We start from the raw sequence: 19,807 nt of genomic DNA, 5'->3' as shown, positions 1-19,807 counted from the left end.
TGCTAACATGTCTCTTCTAAAAGCGTTGAAAGTGCCGACTTCACCCAGCCGAAGCCTATCTTTTCTTGTTCAAGACGCAGATTCTTGCGAATACGGTTGTCTCTCAAATCGTCGAACAAGGCCTGCTCCTCCTCTGTCAGTCGAGGCAGGTCACGTAATGCCTGCTTCCCCTCCTCCCCCCATTGGGATTCAAAGGCCAGCAGGGTGCTGCGGTCCATCAGGAAAGACACTACGTGGCCGAGACGGCTACGGAGCTGATCGAGGATCGCGAAACCGTGGGTATCGATATCACCCCAGTAATAGATGCAGCAACGCGACAGCCATTTAGCCTCGCTCAGCATCTCGAAGCCGTACCCCGCACCGAAGATGACCAGACTCTCCGTTACCGGCGGAAAGGCCAGAAAATTTATCTCATTCTCGGTGATGAACACCCGTGAGACCTTGGGATCAAGCCGGGCAAAGCTCTCGGCATCGAGGGTGATGTCCTGCGCGAAGCCGCAAGACAATATGGGGACTTGATGGTCGAGAGGGCGAAAGCGGATGAGAACAGGCTTGTCTCGAAACCCGTAACGCTGTGCGAACCTGTCTACTCCGGTTGCCATAGGATCGATCGCCTCGGGCGGCAGCACGATATCCAACAGTTCCAACAGGACCCCGCGATGGGCCTCGATGAACTTGCTATGCACACCCGGAATATCCACCTGACGCAGGTAGACCCCCGGGACAGGATGTTTTTCGAGCCAGGCGACTATTTCAAGCAGGCGGCACCACTCGTCGGCAAGTTCCAGCGCCCGTAAAGGCCGTTTGACCAGCCAGGGCAAGAGTCGCGGCAGAAGCGCCCTTGTCATCCCGATCAACCCGGCAAATCGTGCGGCAGCGCGCTGTTTGCCGATAAGCGCCAGGGCAGCCTCGATCGTGTCGATCCAGACCGCCTGGGGGACGGCATTGGCGCCGAACAGCCGGTGCCTGAACTCACGCATCTCCACCCGGCAGTTGGGTAACGCTCGAAGCTCGCCGATCCAGGCGCGCACCTCGTCGAAGCGGTCGGCAATCTCCGCAGATGTGGGCGACTTAAGCGCCAGGCGCTTCGGGAACAACGGCTCGCCGGTGACAAAGGCGGCAAGCAGTTCCCCCCGGTCCCACAGCTTTTGTACCTGGGTCCGCAGATCGGGCGGTCGTGTCCAGCTCATCCCGCCATCCTCTCCTTCTCCTTGCGGTACTCCTCGATCGAAAGATTGCGCAGCTTGGAGGCGCGGCCGTCTTCGTTATGGACAAATCCCACGCTGGCGACAAACGGCTCGATAATGTGGATCTTCTGTAGAGGGGTGACGATCAGGAGTTGCAGGTTGAGCTGGGCAAACAGCCGCAGGCCATACTGCGCGGACTCGTCCGACCCGCGGCCGAACGCCTCGTCGATCACCACGAAGCGGAAAGATCGGGAACGGACCGCGCCCCATTCGAGACCAAACTGGTAGGCCAGGCTTGCCGCCAGGATGGTGTAGGCCAGCTTCTCCTTTTGCCCGCCCGACTTGCCGCCGGAGTCGGAGTAATGCTCGTGCTCGGTGCCATCCTCTCGCCAGCGTTCGCTGGCGGCAAACGTGAACCAGTTGCGAACGTCGGTGACCTTTACGGTCCAGCGTCGATCCGGTTCGGACTGCCCCTCTCGCCCACGAAAGCGCTCGATGATCTGTTTTACCAGCAGGAACTTGGCCTCCGAGTACTGGCTGTCGTCGGAACCGGTTATTGCCCCTTCGGTGCAGGCACGCAACTCGGACTGGAAATCGCGGATATCGGCATCAGGCGTCGGCTGGGCCTCCAGCACTATGTACCGGCCAGGGTTGTAGTCGATCTGGTTGAGCGACTCGTTGATCCGCCCTATCCGTTCTTTGATCGTTTCCCGCTCCCGCGCCAGTTGCGACTGAAAATTTGCCACCTCACGGATGGTGTTTTCGTTCAAGAGCCCCTTGAAGCGGGCCTCGAAACGGGGGAGGTCGTCGGCCTTCAGCTTATCCAGCATATCCAGATACTCGGAAGCCGCCTCCACAGCCACGTCCACCTCCTGCGTGTCCAACGGAAACGCTGTGCAGTAAGCGCGCATGGCATCGATGATCCTGTCGCGCAGGCGCTCGATTTTCTTGATTTCAGCGTCGATCTTGGCTTGTAGCCAGTCTCGCATCTCCCGCTCGCGATTGTCGCACGATTCGACCGTGAGATGATGTTCGCCGAGAGCTTCGCCGCGCATGGCCTCAAGGCGTTCGAACCGGCCGGCATAGTCGGCCTGTTCGGGAGGTCCTAGAAGTGCCAGGGTCTGACTGCGCAGTTCCTCAGCTGCCTCGCGCTTGGCCTGGGTCGCGCCACGTTCTCCCGATTTCTTTTCGAGTTCCTTCTCCGACTCGCCCAGTTCCACCTGAAGCGCCTTCAGCCGTATTGTCAGGCTCTGGAGGAGGTCGGACGCAGATTCGAGCTTTTTCCGATCATACTCCAGCGTCGCAATTTCTACGGCCAGCGACTGCCAGTCAAGCTCACTGAAATCCGTGTATTCGTCAAGTTTCGACAAGGCATCGAGACGTTCCTTGAACGCGCTCTGCTCTTTCTGGACCTTGCCCATCAGAGTCAACAAGTCGCCCAGTTGTCCTTCCAACTTCCTTGCCTTGGCTTCGAGCGCGGCGATCTTTTCCGCGTTGGTCCACCCCAGCACGTAGCGATGGCGGTCGTCGATCCGAAAACGGTCGTCTTTTTCGTGCCGCTCGCCGGGCGCCTTGATCTGGCCCGCACGTGTAATGGCGCGGGTTTCGCGCCGGAACTGCTCCTGCGTTGCGCAACAGGCCACATCGAAACGGTGCGCCAGTTCCCGTTCCAGCCAGTCGTAGAAAGGAGATTCGGGTTTGATGGCTAGCTTGCGCGCCAGTGAATCCCGGTGCAGCTCGGGGAGTTCGCCCCGCGACCCCGGACGTACCCGGAAATAGACCAGCCGCCCTTTCAGATGGGTTCTGTCCACCCAATCCGCAACTGCTCCGTAATGCCGGTCCGGTACGAGCAGCGACAGGCCGAAATTCCGCAGCAGGCGTTCGACGGCTCCTTCCCAGTCACGTTCCTCCTCGCGCAGTTGCAGCAGTTCGCCGGCAAAGGGCATATCCCCTTCTGACAGACTTACTGCCTGGCACAATGCGGCGCGCATGGCTACCTGCTCCGCCGGGATGTTGCTACGACGGGTCTTCAGGCTGGCGATCTCGGCCGACAGCTCGTCGTGCTCCTGCTGCCCCTGTCGCAGCGTCACACCGTGCTCGGTCAGCCTGTTCTGCAGATCCGCCTCATGTGTCCGCTCCGCATCCGCCAGGGCCGAGAAACGGCGTCGTTGATCAAGAAAACCGGGCTCATCCTCGGCTGGAGCCTCGCCGACGGCGCGCACCAGTTCGGCAAAACGCCGGGCCTTCTGTTCGCGTCTCTGGCGCTCCTGCTCCTTCCTGTGGATCTCGCCGGCCAGCCGTTCCAGGCGGTCACCGCCGTTATCGGCAATGTTCTGTTTCAGTTCGCCTTCATCGCTCCGCAGGCCCTCGCAGCGCTCTTTCAGGCGCTTGACCTGCACGTCCTGGCGCGTCCATTCGTCGGCAAGAGCGGCGAGCCGTTTGTCCAGCAACCCGAGCTTCAACCCTGCGAAGTAGGGCCTGAGGGCCTCGCGGCAGGCGCGGAGTTCCTCCCCCTGGGCAACCAGCGACCTATGCCGCTCACAGTCCGCAACCAGCGGTGAAAGCATCTCCACCTGTCTCTTGGCTTTCAAAACGGCTTCATGGGCCCGGTTCAGGTCGTCGAAGTGACTAATCAGGGCCGTGATGCGCGGGGCAACCTCAAACGGTTCTAGCATGTGGCTGCGGACGAAGTCGGTCAGGTTACCCACCGACTTCATGGATACCGTTTGATGAAACAGTTCCAGCGCCTGTTCGTTCTCGATGCCGAAACGGCGGCGGAACCAGGAGCCGTAAGGGGGAAACGTGTCATGAACATCAGCGCCGAGCCCGCGCAGCTTCTTCCGCAACTGGGCGATGTCCGTACCGAACTGGGCAAAGTCGGCGGCAATCGACATGGCGCGTTCCGCGCAGACAAAGAAGCGGGCGGGCTGCGCGACTGCATCCTTCATCCAGAAGACCTGCGCCAGCGTCACGGTCTGACTGTAACCGGCATTATGAAAAACCCCCAGGATTACCGAGTAGCTGTTGTGATCGCGCAGCGCCACCGGCTTGACGGTTCCGCTCACCTCGTTGCGCTCCGATTTGTAATGTCCGAGTACGTAGGAGCGCAGGCTCCGTTCCTTACTGTCGGCGCCTGCGGCCTTGTTATAGGCGACGCGGTGCGCCGGCACCAAAAGCGTCGTCACCGCGTCCACCAGGGTCGATTTGCCGGAGCCGATATCGCCGGTGAGCAGGGAGGTCTTGCCATCGGGATGCAGTGCCCAGACGCGGCCATCGAAGGTGCCCCAGTTGTACAGCTCCAGGCAATGCAGCCTGAAGCCGGACAAGGTATCGTCGGCAACAAAGTCGAGTTGCATCTCCTGCGGGTCACTCATCGGTCGTCTCTCCGGTTCTCCCTGCCAGTTGCGCCTGATATGCCGCCAGCCGGCTATCGAAATCGGCCAGCCACTGGGCGTCAACGAACGATTTGAGTATGCGGCGAACCTCGTACATGGCCGTCTGCCCACCCGTGTTCGCCGCAGTCGGTTTCAGTTTGCGCAGGAATCCCAACTCCACGATCTTGTTGAGATGGGTCTCGATCTGGTCGATCAGCCTGGCCTCGTTGCTGCTTTCGGGTAGAAACACCCGGATCAGTTCGACGATCCCGTCCCGGGAGAGGACAAGGCGCGTTTCGCTGCCGCTCGCATCGAATTCTGCCAGTTTCTTGCGCAGGAGCGCCAGCAAGAGGCTAACAGGAAACGATAGTGCACGTCTTGTCACCAGGCGCGGAATCTTCGGGCCACCATCCTCCTCCGCATCCGGGCACGAACGCAGGAAGGCATACCCCTCTGCCTCGTCAAGCACCAATTCCAGGCCGAGCACGGCAACGTAGTCGCGTATCCGGGCCTGGAGATTGAGAAGCCCATTCCACCACCCCCCATCCCCTTCCCGATAGATCACCCCCTTCAGCAGGGTGACTACCAGAACCGACAGGTCATTTGCCGACGCGGGCCTATCAGACAGCAGTTCCGCCATCATCACCTCACAAAGATCACCCTTGGCAGACGCGCCTGCCTGGCATGTTCCTCTCCATCGGCACCGATACCTTGCCACACGATGACTTCGGTCGCCCCTTCATCCACTACGACCTTGAAATCGTCACCGCAAAGTTGCAGGTACGCCACCAGCTCAGACAGACCGTTTTGCAGCGGCTGCATCGCGCACAGCTCGCTCAGGGTGATTTGCGAGCGATCCTGCAAAGCATGGCGTACGTGATGAACCAGCCGGGCCTTGTCGATCACCACCTGCGAGTAGAGCACCGCCGCATCCAGGTCGACATCACCCGACTCAAGCGCCGTATCGGCGATGACCGGTTTGATAGTTGGTGTGTAAAGCGGCCGCTCCATCGGCAGTTCGATATCGGCGGCGGTTTCCGCAATGGCCGTGAATTCACCGGTGGGTGGCGACTCCCGGAGTGCCAGCGCCTTTGCCTCGATCCCGTGCAGAATGTCCATGATGCGGCGGTTCTCCAGCCAGGCCTGGTCATCCAGGAACCGCCGCAACTGCTGGGAGAGTTGAGCCACCGTGCGCTGCGTATGCTCCCCGGCCTCCAGCCAGTCATAATGCAGGCGCCGGGTGCGGGGGTCCGGCTTCAGTTCCGCCAACGGCGGCAGGGACAGGACGCGCTCAAGCAGAGACGACAGCTCTTCCTGCCTGCGGCTGGACATCAGGAAGTCCCAGAAGGCGCGAAAACTCCGCCCTTGGTCCGAGTCGGCAATAAGATCGCGTTCGCCCATTATCTCTTCCAACAACGCCCCCTTGCCGCCTTCCCAAAGTGCGATCCGCTCCCGTACGCGCCGATCCAGTCCGCGGAAGTTCTGCTCAACCTCGCGAAAGTCGGTCAGCAGTTCCCGCGCAAGCTGGATAAACTGCTGGAAGCGCTCCTTCAGTGCCGTGTCGTCCAAAAGAGGGATGTCGCCCGCCAGCACGCGGGCAATTTCGGCGTCGATCTCGTCGCGGCGCTTGTGGAGTTCAACAATGCGGGCCTGCGGGTCGGTCTCGCTCCCCTCACTCATCTGTTTGAGCAGTTCGAACAGGGTGAGCAGCCGCGACTCGGTCCCCACGAAGCTCCGCTCGGTGAGAATGCCGAGCCAAGCAATCGCCTTTTCGGTGGAAGGGGTCAGGTCGAAATACGGTTCGTCCGAGTCCTGGCGGTAGAACTTACGCAGCCACCCCTTGTCATTAGCGGCCCAATCGTTGAGATAATCTATGGGTGGCTTAGGAAAAACCTCCGAGCCCAACCGTTCGCGCAAGGCAAAAAGCTCGTCCTTCAGCGCTTCCACCAGATCTTCCTGCGCCATCACCCGCACATTGGGCACAATGAAAACACGGTGCAGAAAACTTACCACCAGTTGTGCGTGATCGGAGCGTAACAACCGCCAGGCTGGGTGGCTCTGGCGCAACATGTCGAGAGTGGTGTAATCAAGGCTCAAATTCGCTCTACCTCATGTGGGTGCCATTACAAAGCGTTCTCCGTAACCCATTGCGTTTTCCGCCGATCATGGACACTGGCTTTCAGTGCCAGTCGGAGTGTTTCGTCGGTACGAGCAGCACTCCCTTCCTGTATGCATTCCAGTCGTCTTCACTCAGAATTGGACTGGTCACCCAGCGCACGTAGCCGCCATTGGCTGCAAACACCGTCACCCAACGCAGCGATCATAGCGGACTGAAGCAGCCAAGGCGGGATTGAAGAAATCCCTGATGATGTCCCCGCTGGAGGTGTCCAGTACGGGTGCAAATGAAATGTCGAAAAAGTTACTCATGCATAATTCCGAAACAAGTCTAGCCAATAATCCGGGCTAACTATTGTATTCCCATGGGTAAAACGAACAAAGCCGCCTGCGGCATTCTGCTGCCACACGCGGCTTCTCAAAATCTCCTTCGCGGACCGTCTCCATCGCTCCCTCCAACCCCAGTGCATAACCCTCTATCTACCAATTCCCGTGCCAAATCTTACTTCACATAATTTCATCATGTTAACCGACAGCATGTCGTCAGGTGTAACAGAATGTGATGTCACAAAATATTACACTATTACCATTAACCGCACGACCAGAGCCATCTCACAGCTGCCTGTCGCAAAATGTTACCGTAGAGAAAAATAGAGAGATTAGTACGAAAAGACGGTGTCAGCCCCCCATGAAAAAAGCGTGCAGGCATAAAAAAACCGCCAGCAGCACACCATGCCACACGCGGTCTCTGGTTACATTAAAGCGTATCTGGTGCGCATCGGCCTCCATCCTGAAAAAACGGCTGGAAATCCGCCCCTCGCCGGGTTTATCACCCTGTAGCTTTGCAAACGAGCTGATTTCCACCCGGCACCCTTGGCATAGATGGTAAATTGCGGCACCTTCACCCGTTCAACTTCTTTTCACGCAACGCGTCCCCTACGGCAGCATGATGAACCCCATCTGCCGCCCGGTCTCCCCCTTGTCGCGTCGATAGGAAAAGAAGAGATCGTGCTCGCAGCTCACACAGCGTCCGGAGGTTTCGATGTTCTCGTCCGGGAGTCCGGCGGCCTGCAGCTGGCTGCGGTTGGCCGCCGCCAGATCGAGGCGCCAGCTGTCGGCACCGGTGGCCGTGGCAAAGAGCTCCCAGCCGTTTCCTCCCTTGCGGAAGGACTCCATGACCGGCCCATCCACCTCGTAGCAGCAGGCACCGATTGCGGGTCCCACGGCCGCCAGGATGTCCGCCGGCCGTGACCCGAACTGCTCGACCAGGGCAGCGACTCCCCTCCGGACAATGCCGTTGGCCGTCCCTTTACACCCCGCGTGCAGGGCGGCAGCTACCCGCTTCTCCGGGTCCAAGAGCAGGACCGGCACGCAGTCGGCCACCGTGACCCCGATCATCACCCCTGGCTGGTTGGTGACGATCCCGTCGCATTCCAGCTTGAGGAAATGGGCAAAATCGTCGTTCGGCTGGTCAATGACCAGGAGATCGGTCCCATGGACCTGGCTGGCCGTCACCAACCGCTCCGGCCGGGAGCCGAAAGCGCGGGCCAGCAGGCTCCGGTTCCCCTGGACGTTGTGAATCGGGTCAAGGGTGGTAGTGCCCAGGTTCAGGGAGTTGAAGGGAAACCGGGAGACCCCCTCGTGACGGGTAGTGAATCCCTGGGCCTGGAATCCCGCCCGGCGGAAGATCTTCGCCTCCAGGTAATGGATGTTTCCTTTTCTGGTCATCTGCATATCGTAGCAATCCTCTTTTTCATTCAAAATGCTGGACGAAGAAAATGTTCAACGACCATCGGCCAATGAGGTCAGGTAATCCAGGATCGCCTGCATGTCGGCCGGGATGTCGGCGTTGAACTCCAGCCACTCGCCGCTTGCCGGGTGCAGGAAGCCGAGCGACTGGGCATGGAGGGCCTGGCGCCCCAGCTCCTTGACCAGCTTCTTAAGCTGCGGGTCCCTGATATTGGTCGCCCGGGCGGCACCACCATATACCTGGTCCCCGACCAGGGGGAAACCGGCCTCGGACAGGTGCACGCGAATCTGATGGGTCCGTCCGGTTTCCAGCCGCAGCCGGAGGAGCGTCATGCCGGGATAACGGGCCACGACCCGCCAGTGGGTGACCGCGTGCCGGCCGTGACGGGTCGTGCCGGACATCCGTTTGCGATCGGTCGGGTGCCGGCCGATCTCTCCCTCAATACGGCCCCGATCCTCCCGCGGCGAACCATAGACCAGTGCCAGGTAGACCCGGCGGATCGAGTGCTCCTTGAACTGATGGGCCAGGTGCTGGTGGGCCAAGTCGCTCTTGGCCACCACCAGGAGCCCGGTGGTATCCTTGTCCAGACGGTGCACGATGCCCGGTCGCAGCTCGCCGCCGACTCCGGACAGGTCGCGGCAGTGGGCGAGCAGGGCATTGACCAGGGTTCCCCGCGGGTTGCCGGCTGCCGGGTGGACCACCATGCCGGCCGGCTTGTTGACCACCACGACTGCGGCATCCTCGTAGGCGATCTGCAGGGGGATCTCCTCGGCCACCGCCTCCGCCGGCTCAGGGGGGGGGACGGTTACGACGACCTGCTCGCCACCCTTGAGTTTCAGGGACGGCTTGGCGCTGGCGCCGTCAACGGAAACCAGCCCCTGTTCGATAAGGCGCTGGACAGCGGCGCGCGTAAGCCCGGGCACAACCCGGACCGCGAAGGTGTCCAGCCGCTCGGACTCCTGACCTGTTGGAACTGTCTGTTCGAAACGGTCCATACTCTCCAAAAACGGAAAAAGGCGCGATTACAGCCAACCGCGCCTTCTCCTGTGACCCACTACCGGGCCGGCTACCAGATGGATGACTCTATCTTTCCGGCCCGCTTGATCAGGACATCGACCACGGCCAGCTCATAGATGTTGGAGCCGCCCAGTTCGGGCGACACCCTGGACCTGAAGTGTTCCCGCCCCTCTTCGAGCTGCTCGGCAAGGATCTCGAAGATGGAATCGTTCTTGATTCCCTCTTCGACCTTTTCCCGGTTATAGATGGCGACGTCGGAGACGATGGCGCGCGCCAATCGTCTGGCTTGGTCGGGATTGTCGATCAGGTTCATGAATCTCCTCGCTCGTGCAACCTCAGGCTGCATTATACATGAATCGATTGCGGTTTCTAGCGAATTTTCAGCGCAAAATAGATGCTGGCGCTGCCGCGGCGGATCAGGAGGGCCGCTGATCCCCGCCGTTCGGCCAGCTTCATGGCCGCGCCATACTCGGCCAGGGTTCCTACCCGCTTCTGGTTTACCGAGACGATCACGTCGCCGCGCTGGATGCCGTTTTCAGCTGCGATGCTGTCCGGCTCGACGCCGGTTACGACCACCCCGGAAAGCCCGGCCACCCGCTTGTTCTTGGGCAACTCCTCCACCGCCAGGCCGAACCACCCCTCCGCCGGCTCGGTCGATCTGGGCCGGGCCGCCACGGCACTGTCACTGCTGGCCAGGGTAATGAAGCTCCTGAGAAGCTTCCCCTCCCGGTAAAACTCCACCTCCACCGGTTTGCCGATGGGGGCGTCGGCCACGGTCAGCTGCAACTGCTTGGCATCCTTGACCTCGCTGCCGGCGAACCTGACGATGACATCACCCTGCCTGAGTCCCGCCTTTTCCGCCGGACTGCCGGCCATGACATCGCTCACCAGCGCCCCGCGGGCCTTGCCCAGGCCGAAAGAAGCAGCGATATCGTCGGTTACCGGCTGGATCGCCACCCCGAGCCAGGCCCGGGTCACGCTCCCCTTCTTCACCAGCTGGTCGACGACCCGCTTGGCCATATTCACCGGGATGGCGAACCCGATCCCCTGACCGGCGGCAACGATGGCCGTATTGATCCCGACCACCTCGCCGTAGATGTTCAGGAGCGGCCCCCCCGAATTCCCCGGATTGATGGAGGCGTCGGTCTGGATAAAGTTTTCATAGGTCTCGATCCCCATGTTGGAGCGGCCGGTGGCCGAGATGACCCCGACAGTCACCGTCCGGTCGAGACCGAACGGGTTGCCGATGGCAATGGCCCACTGGCCGACCTGAAGCTTGTCCGAATCGCCCAGCACCGCAATCGGCAACGCCTCGCGGGCATTGATCCTGATCACCGCGATATCGGTCTTGGGATCGCTCCCCACCACCTTGCCGTCATAGATGTTTTCGTTGGAGAGCTTCACTTGAATGCTCTCGGCATCCCGGACCACATGGTCGTTGGTAACGATGTACCCTTCCTTGTTGATGATGAAGCCCGAGCCGAGGCTGGTCTCCTTCTTGTAGCGGGGACGGGCCGGAGACTCCTCGAACAGGTCGCCGAAAAACGGCGAGAACTCGAAGAACGGCTGGATCACCTTTTTCTTGCTGATGGTGGAGATGTTCACCACGGCCGGCGTCACCGCCTTGACCACGTTGGTGAAGGCCTGCTGGGTGGCCAGGATATCCTTTGGCACCTCCTTGACCGGTGCCTCGGCCGTTCCGGAACGGCTCGATTCGAAGAAGGTCGGCCCTTCTTTTTTCTTGCAGCCACCGAGGAGCAGGACAACCATGAGCCAGATTACCGAAATTTGCCAAGAACGCATCGCAACACTCCGAAATTCATGAGTAATTGACTGAACCAGGTGACAGGGTAGCCAAAAGCTCTGGTGATGTCAAGACACGAAGGGCTTGACCTGCGGCAGGAATGGCCATATAACGGGACGTTAGGAGACCGGACCATGAGCGAACACAAAAAAGAGGTCAGAGAGTTGAATCTGGGACAGAAGATTCGCAGCCTGCGCCAGGAACGGCGACTGACGCTCCAGGAACTGTCCGATGCCTCCACACTCTCCAAACCCCTCCTCTCCCAGATCGAAAACGATCAGGTGATTCCCCCCATCGCCACCCTGCTGAAGATCGCCAAGGGGCTCAAGATCGGCATCCATTACTTTTTCGAAGAAGAGGGAGACCGGCAGAAGTACGTCCTCTCCAAGGCCGACGATGGGGGGATGACCCCGCGCCGGAGCGGCAACGACTCTCCCCACGGCTACTTGTACCGGTCACTGGCGCCCGGCATCCGTCACAAACAGATCGAACCGTTTCTCGTCGAGTTCGAGCTGCGGCAATGGTCGGACGACTATTTCTATCGCCACGAAGGGGTCGAGTTCATTTATCTGCTGGAAGGCGAACTCGAATTCCACTTCGGCAGTGAGACGCTGGTCATGTCACCCGGCGACAGCGTCTACTACGACTCCAACGAACCCCACGGTTTCATCGCCAGGGGGAACAAAAAGGCCCGGGCCGTGGCCGTGCTCTATTCAAAAGACTAACATCTCGAAGTCACTTCTCTGCCCCCGTTCGCCGCTGCCGGTCGAGGAGCTCGGCATAGGCGCGTAGTGCCTCGCGCGCCTGATCATCCAGGTTTCGGAACTTGAATCCCATCGAGTTGGGCTCATCGTCACTGCAGCCCCAGACCACCTCTGCCTCCACGCGAATCGGTCGGGCCGAACCCGGAGTATAGAAACCGAGGTGCACGACCCGCCCGACAGGCAGTGGATCATCTGTCTGGACGCACACCCCTCCCTCGGACAGATCGAAGGTATCAAAGCACGAAGCGCCATCCACCTCCAGCAGCCAGCAACCGACCGAGGCAGGAACCCTGCGACAGCCCCGTTCTTTCATCGGCATTCTCCATTCCCCCGAAATTGAACCGTTTACAGCGTAGCACAGGATCTGGTGACCGCAAGAAGACGCCGGGATACGTAACCTGTCATACCTCCTCTCCCTCCCGCAGCAGCACTTTCACGACCTTTGTCTTCACACCGGGGCCGGCCAGTTCCCGATAGATGCGGGCCAGGAAGCGCACGGTCACCACTTTGTGGATGTAGGCCTGGGTCAGGCGATAGAGCCACTTTCGCCAGAGGGCCGGGCGCTGGTCCCCCAGCAACAGCGGGCAGTAGCCGGAAAGCTGCAACGTCACCCTGAGACCTGCAGCCGTATCGGTAACCATGAACGCCAGTTCGCCCCGGTCGCACTGCTTCGGCTGCACGAGCAGCCCGCCATCGATGGAGAGGGTCAGAGACCGTTCGCCCGCCCCCTCCCTGTTGACCGGCCCCCGAAACCTGAGCAGCACAACATTCATGCCCATCAGCCGGAACTCCACACCGTCGGCCGATAGCTGCGGCCTGATGAGCGAAAGGGTAAAGCGACGGATATACTTCAGATAGCGGGAAAAGAGAAACGGTGGATCAATGCCATGGACATGATCGGACGGCAGGGTCATCCACTGGATGGAAAAGACCGAGGAATCGTGCTCCAGAATCTGCTGGCAGGCAATTTCCCGTTCCGTAGCAGCGCGCGTCTTCATAAGAGCAATTTACCACAGATCCGTCCCCCTGTCCTCGGGGCACCTTGCTTTTCCCAAGGGACGTGTACAATTGAACAACGACCTGATCGCCCTTGCGCAAGAGGGTAAATTCGGGTAATAAATCCAGGCATACAGCGCTACACGAACGATAAGGGGGAATCTGCCATGAAGAAGAAGGTTGGAGTGGTCCTTTCCGGCTGCGGCGTCTACGACGGCAGCGAAATCCACGAAGCGGTCTTTACCCTGCTGGCCATCGACCGCAACAATGCCGAGGCCGTCTGCATGGCCCCGGACAGCGAACTGGACGAGGTCAACCACCTTACCGGGGAACCGACCGGAGCCAAGCGCAAGATCCTGGTGGAGTCGGCCCGTATCGCCCGCGGCAAGATCAGGGACATCGCCGGCGTAAAGGCCGCCGATCTGGACGCGATCATCTTTCCCGGCGGCTTCGGCGCGGCCAAGAACCTTTGCAACTTCGCCGCCAAGGGGGCCGATGCCTCGATCCATCCGGAAGTGGCCCGGCTCCTCAGGGAAGTGGCCGCGGCCGGGAAGCCGATCGGCGCCATCTGCATCGCCCCGGCCCTGATCGCCGCAACCCTTGGCAAGGAATATCATCCGCAGCTGACCATCGGCAACGATGCCGGTACCGCCGCCGCCATCAACGCCACCGGCAGCAGCCACGTGGCATGCCCGGTCCGGGAGTTCGTGGTGGACGCGAAGAACAGGATCGTCTCCACACCGGCATATATGCTCGCAGAGCGGATCTCCGAAGCTGCCGAGGGGATCGAGAAGACCGTGAAGGCGGTTCTTGAGCTTGCGTGACCGTTTCTTCGATCGCATTGATTCTTCAAAAGGGGCATCACGCCCCTTTTTCCTTTTTGTTCTCTAATAGTTGTCAACATCGCCTTGCCTCTCTACTCCTTTTCCATTAGAATGCCGGCGACCATTGGTTCCACACCATGAAAGAAAGCAAACCAAGGAGGCTCAATCATGCGTAAGAAACTCGCCCTGTTCTGCCTGGCAGCAGCGGTCACCCTTTCCGCGTCGACTGCAATGGCCGAAAACATCAAAGGGAAGCTCGGCGTAACCGGCCGGATCGGATTCATTGTCCCGGCGGACAGCGATGTCGGTCCCGACAAGTCCAAGTTTGAGACGGACGCCGGCTTCGTGGGGGGCGGCGGCTTCATCTATGGAATCGACCGGAACATCGCTGCCGACCTGGAGATCACCCACTCCAGCTACAGCGCGGAAACCCACACGGAAAGTTTCAAGGGCGATTTCGATGTCATAAACATCGGCCTGGGCGCCCAGTACCGCTTTGCAGTCAGTCAGCCGAACCTTACTCCTTATGCCGGGGCCGGGCTGGACATCATCATCAGCGATCTTGAGCAGACAAACGGCTCGGGCCGCTATGACGTGGACACCACCGTCGGCCTGCACATCAAGGGAGGAGTCGACTACTTCCTCACCAGGCAGGTGGCACTAAACGCCGAAGGCAAGTTTGTCGTAGCCCCGGAGACCGACATCAAGGGCTGGAACGGCGGCACCAATGGCAACTTCGATCCCACCGGTTTTACCGGCACGGTAGGGGTCCGCTTCTTCTTCAACTGACCCTGGCTCTTCCCACGGAAAAAGGCGGCCAAAGGCCGCCTTTTTCGTTTCATCTCCATTCACTCTCACGTATCACGTCTCACCTGAATCTTCGGTGCCGTCATCCTACGTCCCACCAGCGCCCGGCAGCGTCGCCGCAGTTCCTCCATCCCAACCTCCAGAAACGCCAGATGGTCCCTGGAAGCCAACCCTGCCAGATAGGCATCCACCATGGTGGCCATCGCGGCGTTGTACCGTTTCGTGGAAGAGCCATGGGCATAGTTGCGGCCGGGAAAACGCCGGATGTCACCATCAAAGGCCGGCGAGATGTGATAGAGCTCGTGGAAAACGGTGATCAGTTTTTCCCGGAATGGCAGGTCAAAGAAGCGGGAGGAAAGAAAGTAGATGACGTAGCGCATCTCCTCTCCCCGGTGGGAAACGGTCGGCATGGTGCAGGTATAGGTGTGGCGACCGCGGCGGATCGTGGTGGTCTTGCTGCCGCCGGCAAAGCAGAGGGGATGGATCTTGGCATAGGTGCCATGGATACCGCTGCCGCGGGTAGTGGCAATGCAGACCAGAATCCGGGCCGGGTCGATGTGGCCGAACGCCTCGACCTGGCCGGCCAGGTGGGCAATCAGGCGCTCCAGTTCGGCAGTGAGATTCAGGGTCATAGAGTGGGAGGAGTGAGGGGAAAGGAGTGAGGCGGGAAGGCGGCCGGGTTTACTCCTCACCCCTTACTCCTCACCCCTCACAATCATTTATGCAGCTTGTGGCAGAAGAGGCAGCGCATCGCCCCCCCCCCGGGCTTGGCCGGGTGCTTGTCCGGGAACTTCAGCTTGACGCCGTCGTGACACCCGGCACAGAGCGGATCCACGTCGCTCTTCTTCTTGCCGGCGTTCATCAGGTCGTAGAACTGCTGGTGGGTGGCATCCCGGGGTACCTTTTTGGTCTTTTCCGGTCCCGAAATGGCAAAAAACACGATCAGCACCACTGCCACAATGGCAATGAAGGCGTAGTCACGCTTGGAAATGGTCATGCACTATCTCCTGCCGGGGACCGCACACGGTCAGTCCCCCTTTATGAACATGAAGTAGATGAGAGCAGCGCCAATGGCCAACCCGCCAAAGGCAAAGGGGACAGTAGAACTGAGGGTCAGCTCGTTCCCCGCCTCCGCCGGCAGGGTAAAACGAACCAGAAACATGATGGAAATAACGGAAAAAAGGGTGAGCAGTACCGGCTTGGAGCGCTTGATAACGGCAAAAAAGAAGAAGACCAGAAAGATCCCGATGATGAGCGGATTCTCCATGGCCGACTTGAGGGTAACGTGCTTCATGAAATTGATGATGTTTTCCGTTTCAAAAGGGGCAAGAGTCGATTGCGCCTTGTCCAGCATTGCCTCCTTTTCCATCCACGCCCCCTGCGCTCCCTGACTGTTCAACGGCAAACCTTACGGCCCCAGAGTAAACTGCTTCATCAAATAGCAGGTTTTCCGCAAAAATCAAGACAGCAAACATTCCGTTGCATTTTTTCCCGCATCTTTTATACTTCCCATTAAAAGTACTGAAGGGAGCACCGGAATGACCATTATCAGCTTTGCCGCAGCCGTCGTGGCGATTACCATGGTAGTGCTGGCTGCGGTCCTCATCCCGGCCGTAATCGAAATCAGGAAGACCGCCGAAGCGACGCGTGACTTCATAAGCCGTACCGATGCCGAACTGAAGCCTATTCTCAGCGAGCTGCGCGCAACCCTGGTCGATCTGAAGGCACTTACCGGCGGGATCGCGGAAAACGTCGATGAGCTGAAGACCTTCATGGGCGCCGTGGGAGAGACCGGCCGGGGTCTCAAGACCATCGGCACCATTGTCGGGGCGGTGTCCGGCCTGCTTGCCAGCTCTTCGCTCTGGCTCTCCGGAGCCAAGGTGGCCGGCAAATTTCTGGTGGAAAAATTCGCGAAAAAAGGGAGGTAAAACCTATGGCAGAACAAGACAACGGCGTTGGCGCAGGAACCGTACTCCTCTCCTTCCTGGCAGGAGCCGCGGTAGGGGCCGGAGTTGCCCTTCTGGTGGCGCCCAAAACCGGCGAGGAGATCCGCTCCAAGATCAAGGGGCTGGCCGATGACGCCATCGACAAGATCAAGGAGTACACCACCGAGGCCCAGGAAAAGATCAAGACAACGCTCGACGACGGCAAGGACCTGATCCTGGAGAAGAAATCGATCATCTCCTCGGCTATCGAAGCCGGCAAAGAGGCGATTGAAAAGGAACGCGAACGCCTCAAGGGAGCCTAGTTCCCACCGCATCAGAGGGAGGCGCACAGACAGTGCGCCTCTTTTTTGTTCGCTGTTCGAGTTAGAGCTAGCCATCGAACAGCGAACCGGTTCTCAGCACGGAGGCAACGTGCCCAAAGGTCACATCGACTCTATCCGCACATTCCTTACGACCACCCTCTGGGAACTGAACCCGGACGCCTACCCGTTTCCGCGCCGCTATGCCGTCAAGTATCTGCAGATTACGCTCCTCGTCGCCAAGGGCTTTATGGCCGACCTGTGCCTCCAACGGGCAGCGGCCCTCTCCTTTACCACCATACTCTCCCTGGTCCCCTTCTTTGCTTTGATGTTCGCGGTTCTCAAAGGGCTCGGTGTCCAGAACCGCCTGGAACCGCTCCTGCTGGAACAGGTGGCGGCCGGCTCCCAGGAGGTGGTGAGCAGCATCGTCAGCTACATCAACAACACCAACATGGCGTCCATGGGCGCCATCGGGCTGGTCACCCTCCTGATCACCGTCGTCTCCCTGCTCGGCTCGGTGGAAGAGGCCTTCAACGCCATCTGGGGCGTTACGGAAACCCGCTCCCTGCAGCGACGATTCAGCGACTATCTAAGCGTCGTGGTGAGCGGACCCCTGCTCTTGTTTGCCGCGACCAGCATCACCACCTCCCTCCAGAGCCAGACCATGGTGCAGTGGCTCATGGCCAATTCCCTGCTGGGTGGGCTGCTGATGCCGCTCTTCCGCCTGATTCCGTACTTCAGTATCTGGCTTGCCATGATTTTCCTCTACCTGTTCATCCCCAATACCCGCGTCCGTCTCCGCTCGGCCCTGGTGGGCGGCGTGATGGCCGGCACCAGCTGGGAGGTGGCCCAGTGGGGGTATCTCCACTTCCAGGTCGGCGTTTCCAAGTACAACGCCATTTACGGCACCCTGGCCGCCCTGCCGGTTTTCATGGTCTGGATCTACACCAGTTGGATCATCGTGCTCATGGGGGTGGAAGTGGTCTATGCCCACCAGAACATCCGCACCTTCCGCCGCGAAGAGCGGACGACCGGCATCTGCCAGCGGACACGGGAGCTCCTGACCCTGGCCATCATGACCGACATTGCCAGGACATTCCTTGCCGGCACCCCGTCGTGGAACGTGGACAGTCTGGCCGAAGACCTGGACCTGCCGACCCGTATCGTCCGGGAAATCACCGACGAGCTCTGCAACGCCGGCTTTCTGGCCAGAACCGGCGACGCCACGCCGGGATTTCTGCCGGGCCGGGAGCCGGACCGGATAACCGTGCACCAGATTCTGAGCCACCTGCAGCACCACGGCAGCGACTGGCAGCCTGCCCTTCCCGGACGCAACGGCGAGCGATTGAGCGCTCTGCTGGCCAGTCGCGACCGGTGCAGTGCCGAGTCGCTGGCCGGGCTCACCCTGCGCGACCTGGCAACGAACAAAAACGGGGGTGAAGAATATGCCGAAAATGAGGGGGATGACATTGACAAGAGAGCGCAGTTCGGCATATAGTGTGCCAGCCATCAACCCCTTGAACGACGCGCTACCATGCAGGATGTAAAACATCTCACCCAAAAAAAGAAGAGTCTGCTGCACCGACTGGTGAGCGGGAACAGCGGCAGTTCGTGCAACGCCTTCAGGCGACGGAACGAGCAGCGACCTCCCCGCTCCCGGAAACGGCTCGCCATCTTTGTTGCCGGCTTGGTCCTCATCGCCGGGCTGTTCATGAGCCTCACCTTAGCCACCCGCTCCGCCGTTTCCAGTGTCGGCAAGGCTGTGCCCACCCCCTCCAGCGGGGAGTTGAACACCTGGAATTCATTCCATGTGGCAGCACAACAGTTGTCGAGCTTTCAGCCGGTCGGCAACAGGCTCCAGGCGGGGCTGCCCGGCGGGGGAACCATCACCTACGCCATTAATCCCGAACTGCAGGAGCGGGTCAAGCGGGTGATGGACGACAACCGGGTTCCCTTTGGCGTCTTTGTTGCGCTGGAACCTCGGACCGGCAAGATCCTGGCCATGGCAAGCCACTCCACCCGGGATACCGCCTGGCCCGGCAAGGCCTTTTATACCCCCTACCCCATGGCCTCCCTGTTCAAGATCGTTACCGCGGCCGCGGCCCTGGAGGAAAAAAAGATCTCTCCGGACACCGTCATGGCGTTCAACGGCAAGTTGACCTCGGTCTCCCCCAGCATCTGGGAACCCCGTCGCCGCCACAGCCAGGAAATGTCCCTCACCGAGGCGATGGGCAAATCGGTCAATCCGGTCTTCGGCCGCCTGGCCAGTGATGTGGTTGGCCGGGACCCGCTTCTGCAGTATGCCGGGCGCTTCGGCTTCAACCAGGTGCTCTTTCCGGGCACGCAGATTCAGCCGAGCATTGCCGCCACCCCCCAGAGCACGGCCGACCTGATGCTCATGGGTGCCGGTCTCGGTCGTGAGGTAAAGATCACCCCCCTGCATGCAGCCGCCCTGATCGGGGCCTTAGCCAACGGCGGCACCCTGATGGCGCCGCTTTTGGCCGACGAGATCAAGAGCGGCAAGGGTACGACCGTGTACCAGGCCCAGCCCCATCCGCTGCGCCGGGCAATCTCCACCGAGACGGCCGGAAACCTGGCAAAAATGCTCTCCACGACCGTCAGCAGCGGCACTTCGCGCCGGGCCTTCCACGACCGGCGCGGTCGCCCCATGCTCGGGTCGATCTCCATTGCCGCCAAGACCGGCTCCATCGATGGCAAGGACCCGGAAGGCCACTATAGCTGGTTCGCCGCCTACGCCCCCATCGAGAATCCCCAGATCGCCCTGGTCGCCCTGGTCGTGAACCAGGGGAAATGGAAGATCAAGGCAACACATGTGGGAGAAAAGGCGCTGGAGACGTTTTTCAGGTGAGGGGAAACAGGGACCGGGGATCAGAGGACGGGGAACTCCCAGCCCCTGATTCCCG

Annotated in this window: 21 protein-coding genes; 7 read left to right on the top strand and 14 right to left on the bottom strand. The window is 60.2% G+C overall.

Going from position 1 to position 19,807, the window contains the following annotated elements; translation table 11 throughout:
- Positions 1-2: 2 nt before the first annotated feature.
- From JN12_RS04735 to JN12_RS04695, 9 genes are all read right to left on the bottom strand, one after another.
- Positions 3-1,190, bottom strand: coding sequence for a DUF3322 domain-containing protein (locus tag JN12_RS04735; RefSeq protein ID WP_145018952.1), 1,188 nt, complete (start codon positions 1,188-1,190; stop codon positions 3-5).
- Positions 1,187-4,561, bottom strand: coding sequence for an ATP-binding protein (locus tag JN12_RS04730; protein WP_145018949.1), 3,375 nt, complete (start codon positions 4,559-4,561; stop codon positions 1,187-1,189). The genes JN12_RS04735 and JN12_RS04730 overlap by 4 nt, the downstream gene beginning before the upstream one ends.
- Positions 4,554-5,201: a DUF4194 domain-containing protein gene (locus JN12_RS04725; RefSeq protein WP_145018946.1), complete on the bottom strand. Its 648-nt coding sequence runs from the start codon at positions 5,199-5,201 to the stop codon at positions 4,554-4,556. Before JN12_RS04725 ends, JN12_RS04730 begins: the two co-directional genes overlap by 8 nt.
- 2 nt (positions 5,202-5,203) lie before the next feature.
- Complete coding sequence (locus JN12_RS04720; protein ID WP_246125756.1) at positions 5,204-6,631, bottom strand: DUF3375 domain-containing protein; 1,428 nt, start codon at positions 6,629-6,631, stop codon at positions 5,204-5,206.
- Positions 6,632-7,354: 723 nt separating this feature from the next.
- Positions 7,355-7,540 (bottom strand): hypothetical protein, encoded by a 186-nt coding sequence (locus JN12_RS04715; RefSeq protein ID WP_145018940.1) that lies wholly within the window; start codon positions 7,538-7,540, stop codon positions 7,355-7,357.
- Between the two features lie 72 nt (positions 7,541-7,612).
- Positions 7,613-8,410: a peptidoglycan editing factor PgeF gene (gene pgeF, locus JN12_RS04710; RefSeq protein WP_145018937.1), complete on the bottom strand. Its 798-nt coding sequence runs from the start codon at positions 8,408-8,410 to the stop codon at positions 7,613-7,615.
- Between the two features lie 48 nt (positions 8,411-8,458).
- Positions 8,459-9,421 carry an RluA family pseudouridine synthase gene (locus JN12_RS04705; RefSeq protein WP_145018934.1) on the bottom strand — a complete coding sequence of 321 codons (963 nt, stop codon included), beginning with the start codon at positions 9,419-9,421 and terminating at the stop codon, positions 8,459-8,461.
- A gap of 71 nt (positions 9,422-9,492) precedes the next feature.
- Entirely contained in the window at positions 9,493-9,756 is a 264-nt protein-coding gene (locus JN12_RS04700) for a hypothetical protein (protein ID WP_145018931.1), read from the bottom strand.
- Between the two features lie 56 nt (positions 9,757-9,812).
- Positions 9,813-11,246, bottom strand: a complete 1,434-nt coding sequence (locus JN12_RS04695) for a DegQ family serine endoprotease (RefSeq protein WP_145018928.1) — start codon at positions 11,244-11,246, stop codon at positions 9,813-9,815.
- A gap of 135 nt (positions 11,247-11,381) precedes the next feature.
- Here JN12_RS04695 and JN12_RS04690 point away from each other — a divergent pair, with 135 nt between their 5' ends.
- Positions 11,382-11,972, top strand: coding sequence for a helix-turn-helix domain-containing protein (locus tag JN12_RS04690; protein ID WP_145018924.1), 591 nt, complete (start codon positions 11,382-11,384; stop codon positions 11,970-11,972).
- Between the two features lie 10 nt (positions 11,973-11,982).
- Here JN12_RS04690 and JN12_RS04685 read toward each other — a convergent pair whose 3' ends face one another.
- Together JN12_RS04685 and JN12_RS04680 are read right to left on the bottom strand one after the other, a co-directional pair.
- Positions 11,983-12,324 carry a PilZ domain-containing protein gene (locus JN12_RS04685; RefSeq protein ID WP_145018921.1) on the bottom strand — a complete coding sequence of 114 codons (342 nt, stop codon included), beginning with the start codon at positions 12,322-12,324 and terminating at the stop codon, positions 11,983-11,985.
- Positions 12,325-12,412: 88 nt separating this feature from the next.
- Positions 12,413-13,009, bottom strand: coding sequence for a hypothetical protein (locus JN12_RS04680; RefSeq protein WP_145018918.1), 597 nt, complete (start codon positions 13,007-13,009; stop codon positions 12,413-12,415).
- Between the two features lie 165 nt (positions 13,010-13,174).
- Between JN12_RS04680 and elbB the strand changes: the two genes are divergently transcribed.
- Together elbB and JN12_RS04670 are read left to right on the top strand one after the other, a co-directional pair.
- Positions 13,175-13,831, top strand: a complete 657-nt coding sequence (gene elbB / locus JN12_RS04675; RefSeq protein WP_145018915.1) for an isoprenoid biosynthesis glyoxalase ElbB — start codon at positions 13,175-13,177, stop codon at positions 13,829-13,831.
- 168 nt (positions 13,832-13,999) lie between these two features.
- Positions 14,000-14,620: a porin family protein gene (locus tag JN12_RS04670; protein WP_145018912.1), complete on the top strand. Its 621-nt coding sequence runs from the start codon at positions 14,000-14,002 to the stop codon at positions 14,618-14,620.
- A gap of 65 nt (positions 14,621-14,685) precedes the next feature.
- On the opposite strand, the gene JN12_RS04665 is transcribed toward JN12_RS04670, so the two are convergent.
- Genes JN12_RS04665 through JN12_RS04655 form a run of 3 tightly spaced genes read right to left on the bottom strand, consistent with a single transcriptional unit; the run spans position 14,686 to position 16,007 of the window.
- Positions 14,686-15,330 (bottom strand): putative metallopeptidase, encoded by a 645-nt coding sequence (locus JN12_RS04665; protein ID WP_342795404.1) that lies wholly within the window; start codon positions 15,328-15,330, stop codon positions 14,686-14,688.
- Positions 15,331-15,353: 23 nt separating this feature from the next.
- Positions 15,354-15,635, bottom strand: a complete 282-nt coding sequence (locus JN12_RS04660; protein WP_145018909.1) for a cytochrome C — start codon at positions 15,633-15,635, stop codon at positions 15,354-15,356.
- A 30-nt stretch (positions 15,636-15,665) separates the two neighbouring features.
- Positions 15,666-16,007, bottom strand: coding sequence for a hypothetical protein (locus tag JN12_RS04655; RefSeq protein ID WP_145018906.1), 342 nt, complete (start codon positions 16,005-16,007; stop codon positions 15,666-15,668).
- A 169-nt stretch (positions 16,008-16,176) separates the two neighbouring features.
- On the opposite strand from JN12_RS04655, the gene JN12_RS04650 reads away from it, so the two are divergent.
- From JN12_RS04650 to JN12_RS04635, 4 genes are all read left to right on the top strand, one after another.
- On the top strand, positions 16,177-16,566 hold the full coding sequence (locus JN12_RS04650) for a DUF948 domain-containing protein (protein ID WP_145018903.1): 390 nt from the start codon (positions 16,177-16,179) through the stop codon (positions 16,564-16,566).
- Between the two features lie 5 nt (positions 16,567-16,571).
- Positions 16,572-16,886 carry a YtxH domain-containing protein gene (locus tag JN12_RS04645; protein WP_145018900.1) on the top strand — a complete coding sequence of 105 codons (315 nt, stop codon included), beginning with the start codon at positions 16,572-16,574 and terminating at the stop codon, positions 16,884-16,886.
- 109 nt (positions 16,887-16,995) lie between these two features.
- On the top strand, positions 16,996-18,381 hold the full coding sequence (locus JN12_RS04640) for a YihY/virulence factor BrkB family protein (protein ID WP_246125748.1): 1,386 nt from the start codon (positions 16,996-16,998) through the stop codon (positions 18,379-18,381).
- A gap of 36 nt (positions 18,382-18,417) precedes the next feature.
- Positions 18,418-19,752, top strand: a complete 1,335-nt coding sequence (locus JN12_RS04635; RefSeq protein WP_145018897.1) for a penicillin-binding transpeptidase domain-containing protein — start codon at positions 18,418-18,420, stop codon at positions 19,750-19,752.
- Positions 19,753-19,807: the final 55 nt, after the last annotated feature.

The sequence above is a fragment of the Geobacter argillaceus genome (assembly GCF_007830735.1).
In the GTDB taxonomy this organism is placed as follows: Bacteria; Desulfobacterota; Desulfuromonadia; order Geobacterales; family DSM-12255; genus Geomobilibacter; species Geomobilibacter argillaceus.
This window is presented reverse-complemented; position numbering and strand designations above follow the sequence as displayed.

What these genes read in the sequence shown, in the direction of transcription:
- JN12_RS04655 (WP_145018906.1), bottom strand. Translation starts at nt 16,007, where the DNA reads ATGGAAAAGGAGGCAATGCTGGACAAGGCGCAATCGACTCTTGCCCCT.
- elbB (WP_145018915.1), top strand. Translation starts at nt 13,175, where the DNA reads ATGAAGAAGAAGGTTGGAGTGGTCCTTTCCGGCTGCGGCGTCTACGAC.
- JN12_RS04685 (WP_145018921.1), bottom strand. Translation starts at nt 12,324, where the DNA reads ATGAAAGAACGGGGCTGTCGCAGGGTTCCTGCCTCGGTCGGTTGCTGG.
- JN12_RS04650 (WP_145018903.1), top strand. Translation starts at nt 16,177, where the DNA reads ATGACCATTATCAGCTTTGCCGCAGCCGTCGTGGCGATTACCATGGTA.
- JN12_RS04635 (WP_145018897.1), top strand. Translation starts at nt 18,418, where the DNA reads ATGCAGGATGTAAAACATCTCACCCAAAAAAAGAAGAGTCTGCTGCAC.
- JN12_RS04720 (WP_246125756.1), bottom strand. Translation starts at nt 6,631, where the DNA reads ATGTTGCGCCAGAGCCACCCAGCCTGGCGGTTGTTACGCTCCGATCAC.
- JN12_RS04695 (WP_145018928.1), bottom strand. Translation starts at nt 11,246, where the DNA reads ATGCGTTCTTGGCAAATTTCGGTAATCTGGCTCATGGTTGTCCTGCTC.
- JN12_RS04705 (WP_145018934.1), bottom strand. Translation starts at nt 9,421, where the DNA reads ATGGACCGTTTCGAACAGACAGTTCCAACAGGTCAGGAGTCCGAGCGG.
- JN12_RS04735 (WP_145018952.1), bottom strand. Translation starts at nt 1,190, where the DNA reads ATGAGCTGGACACGACCGCCCGATCTGCGGACCCAGGTACAAAAGCTG.
- pgeF (WP_145018937.1), bottom strand. Translation starts at nt 8,410, where the DNA reads ATGCAGATGACCAGAAAAGGAAACATCCATTACCTGGAGGCGAAGATC.
- JN12_RS04725 (WP_145018946.1), bottom strand. Translation starts at nt 5,201, where the DNA reads ATGGCGGAACTGCTGTCTGATAGGCCCGCGTCGGCAAATGACCTGTCG.
- JN12_RS04700 (WP_145018931.1), bottom strand. Translation starts at nt 9,756, where the DNA reads ATGAACCTGATCGACAATCCCGACCAAGCCAGACGATTGGCGCGCGCC.
- JN12_RS04730 (WP_145018949.1), bottom strand. Translation starts at nt 4,561, where the DNA reads ATGAGTGACCCGCAGGAGATGCAACTCGACTTTGTTGCCGACGATACC.
- JN12_RS04645 (WP_145018900.1), top strand. Translation starts at nt 16,572, where the DNA reads ATGGCAGAACAAGACAACGGCGTTGGCGCAGGAACCGTACTCCTCTCC.
- JN12_RS04670 (WP_145018912.1), top strand. Translation starts at nt 14,000, where the DNA reads ATGCGTAAGAAACTCGCCCTGTTCTGCCTGGCAGCAGCGGTCACCCTT.
- JN12_RS04690 (WP_145018924.1), top strand. Translation starts at nt 11,382, where the DNA reads ATGAGCGAACACAAAAAAGAGGTCAGAGAGTTGAATCTGGGACAGAAG.
- JN12_RS04680 (WP_145018918.1), bottom strand. Translation starts at nt 13,009, where the DNA reads ATGAAGACGCGCGCTGCTACGGAACGGGAAATTGCCTGCCAGCAGATT.
- JN12_RS04660 (WP_145018909.1), bottom strand. Translation starts at nt 15,635, where the DNA reads ATGACCATTTCCAAGCGTGACTACGCCTTCATTGCCATTGTGGCAGTG.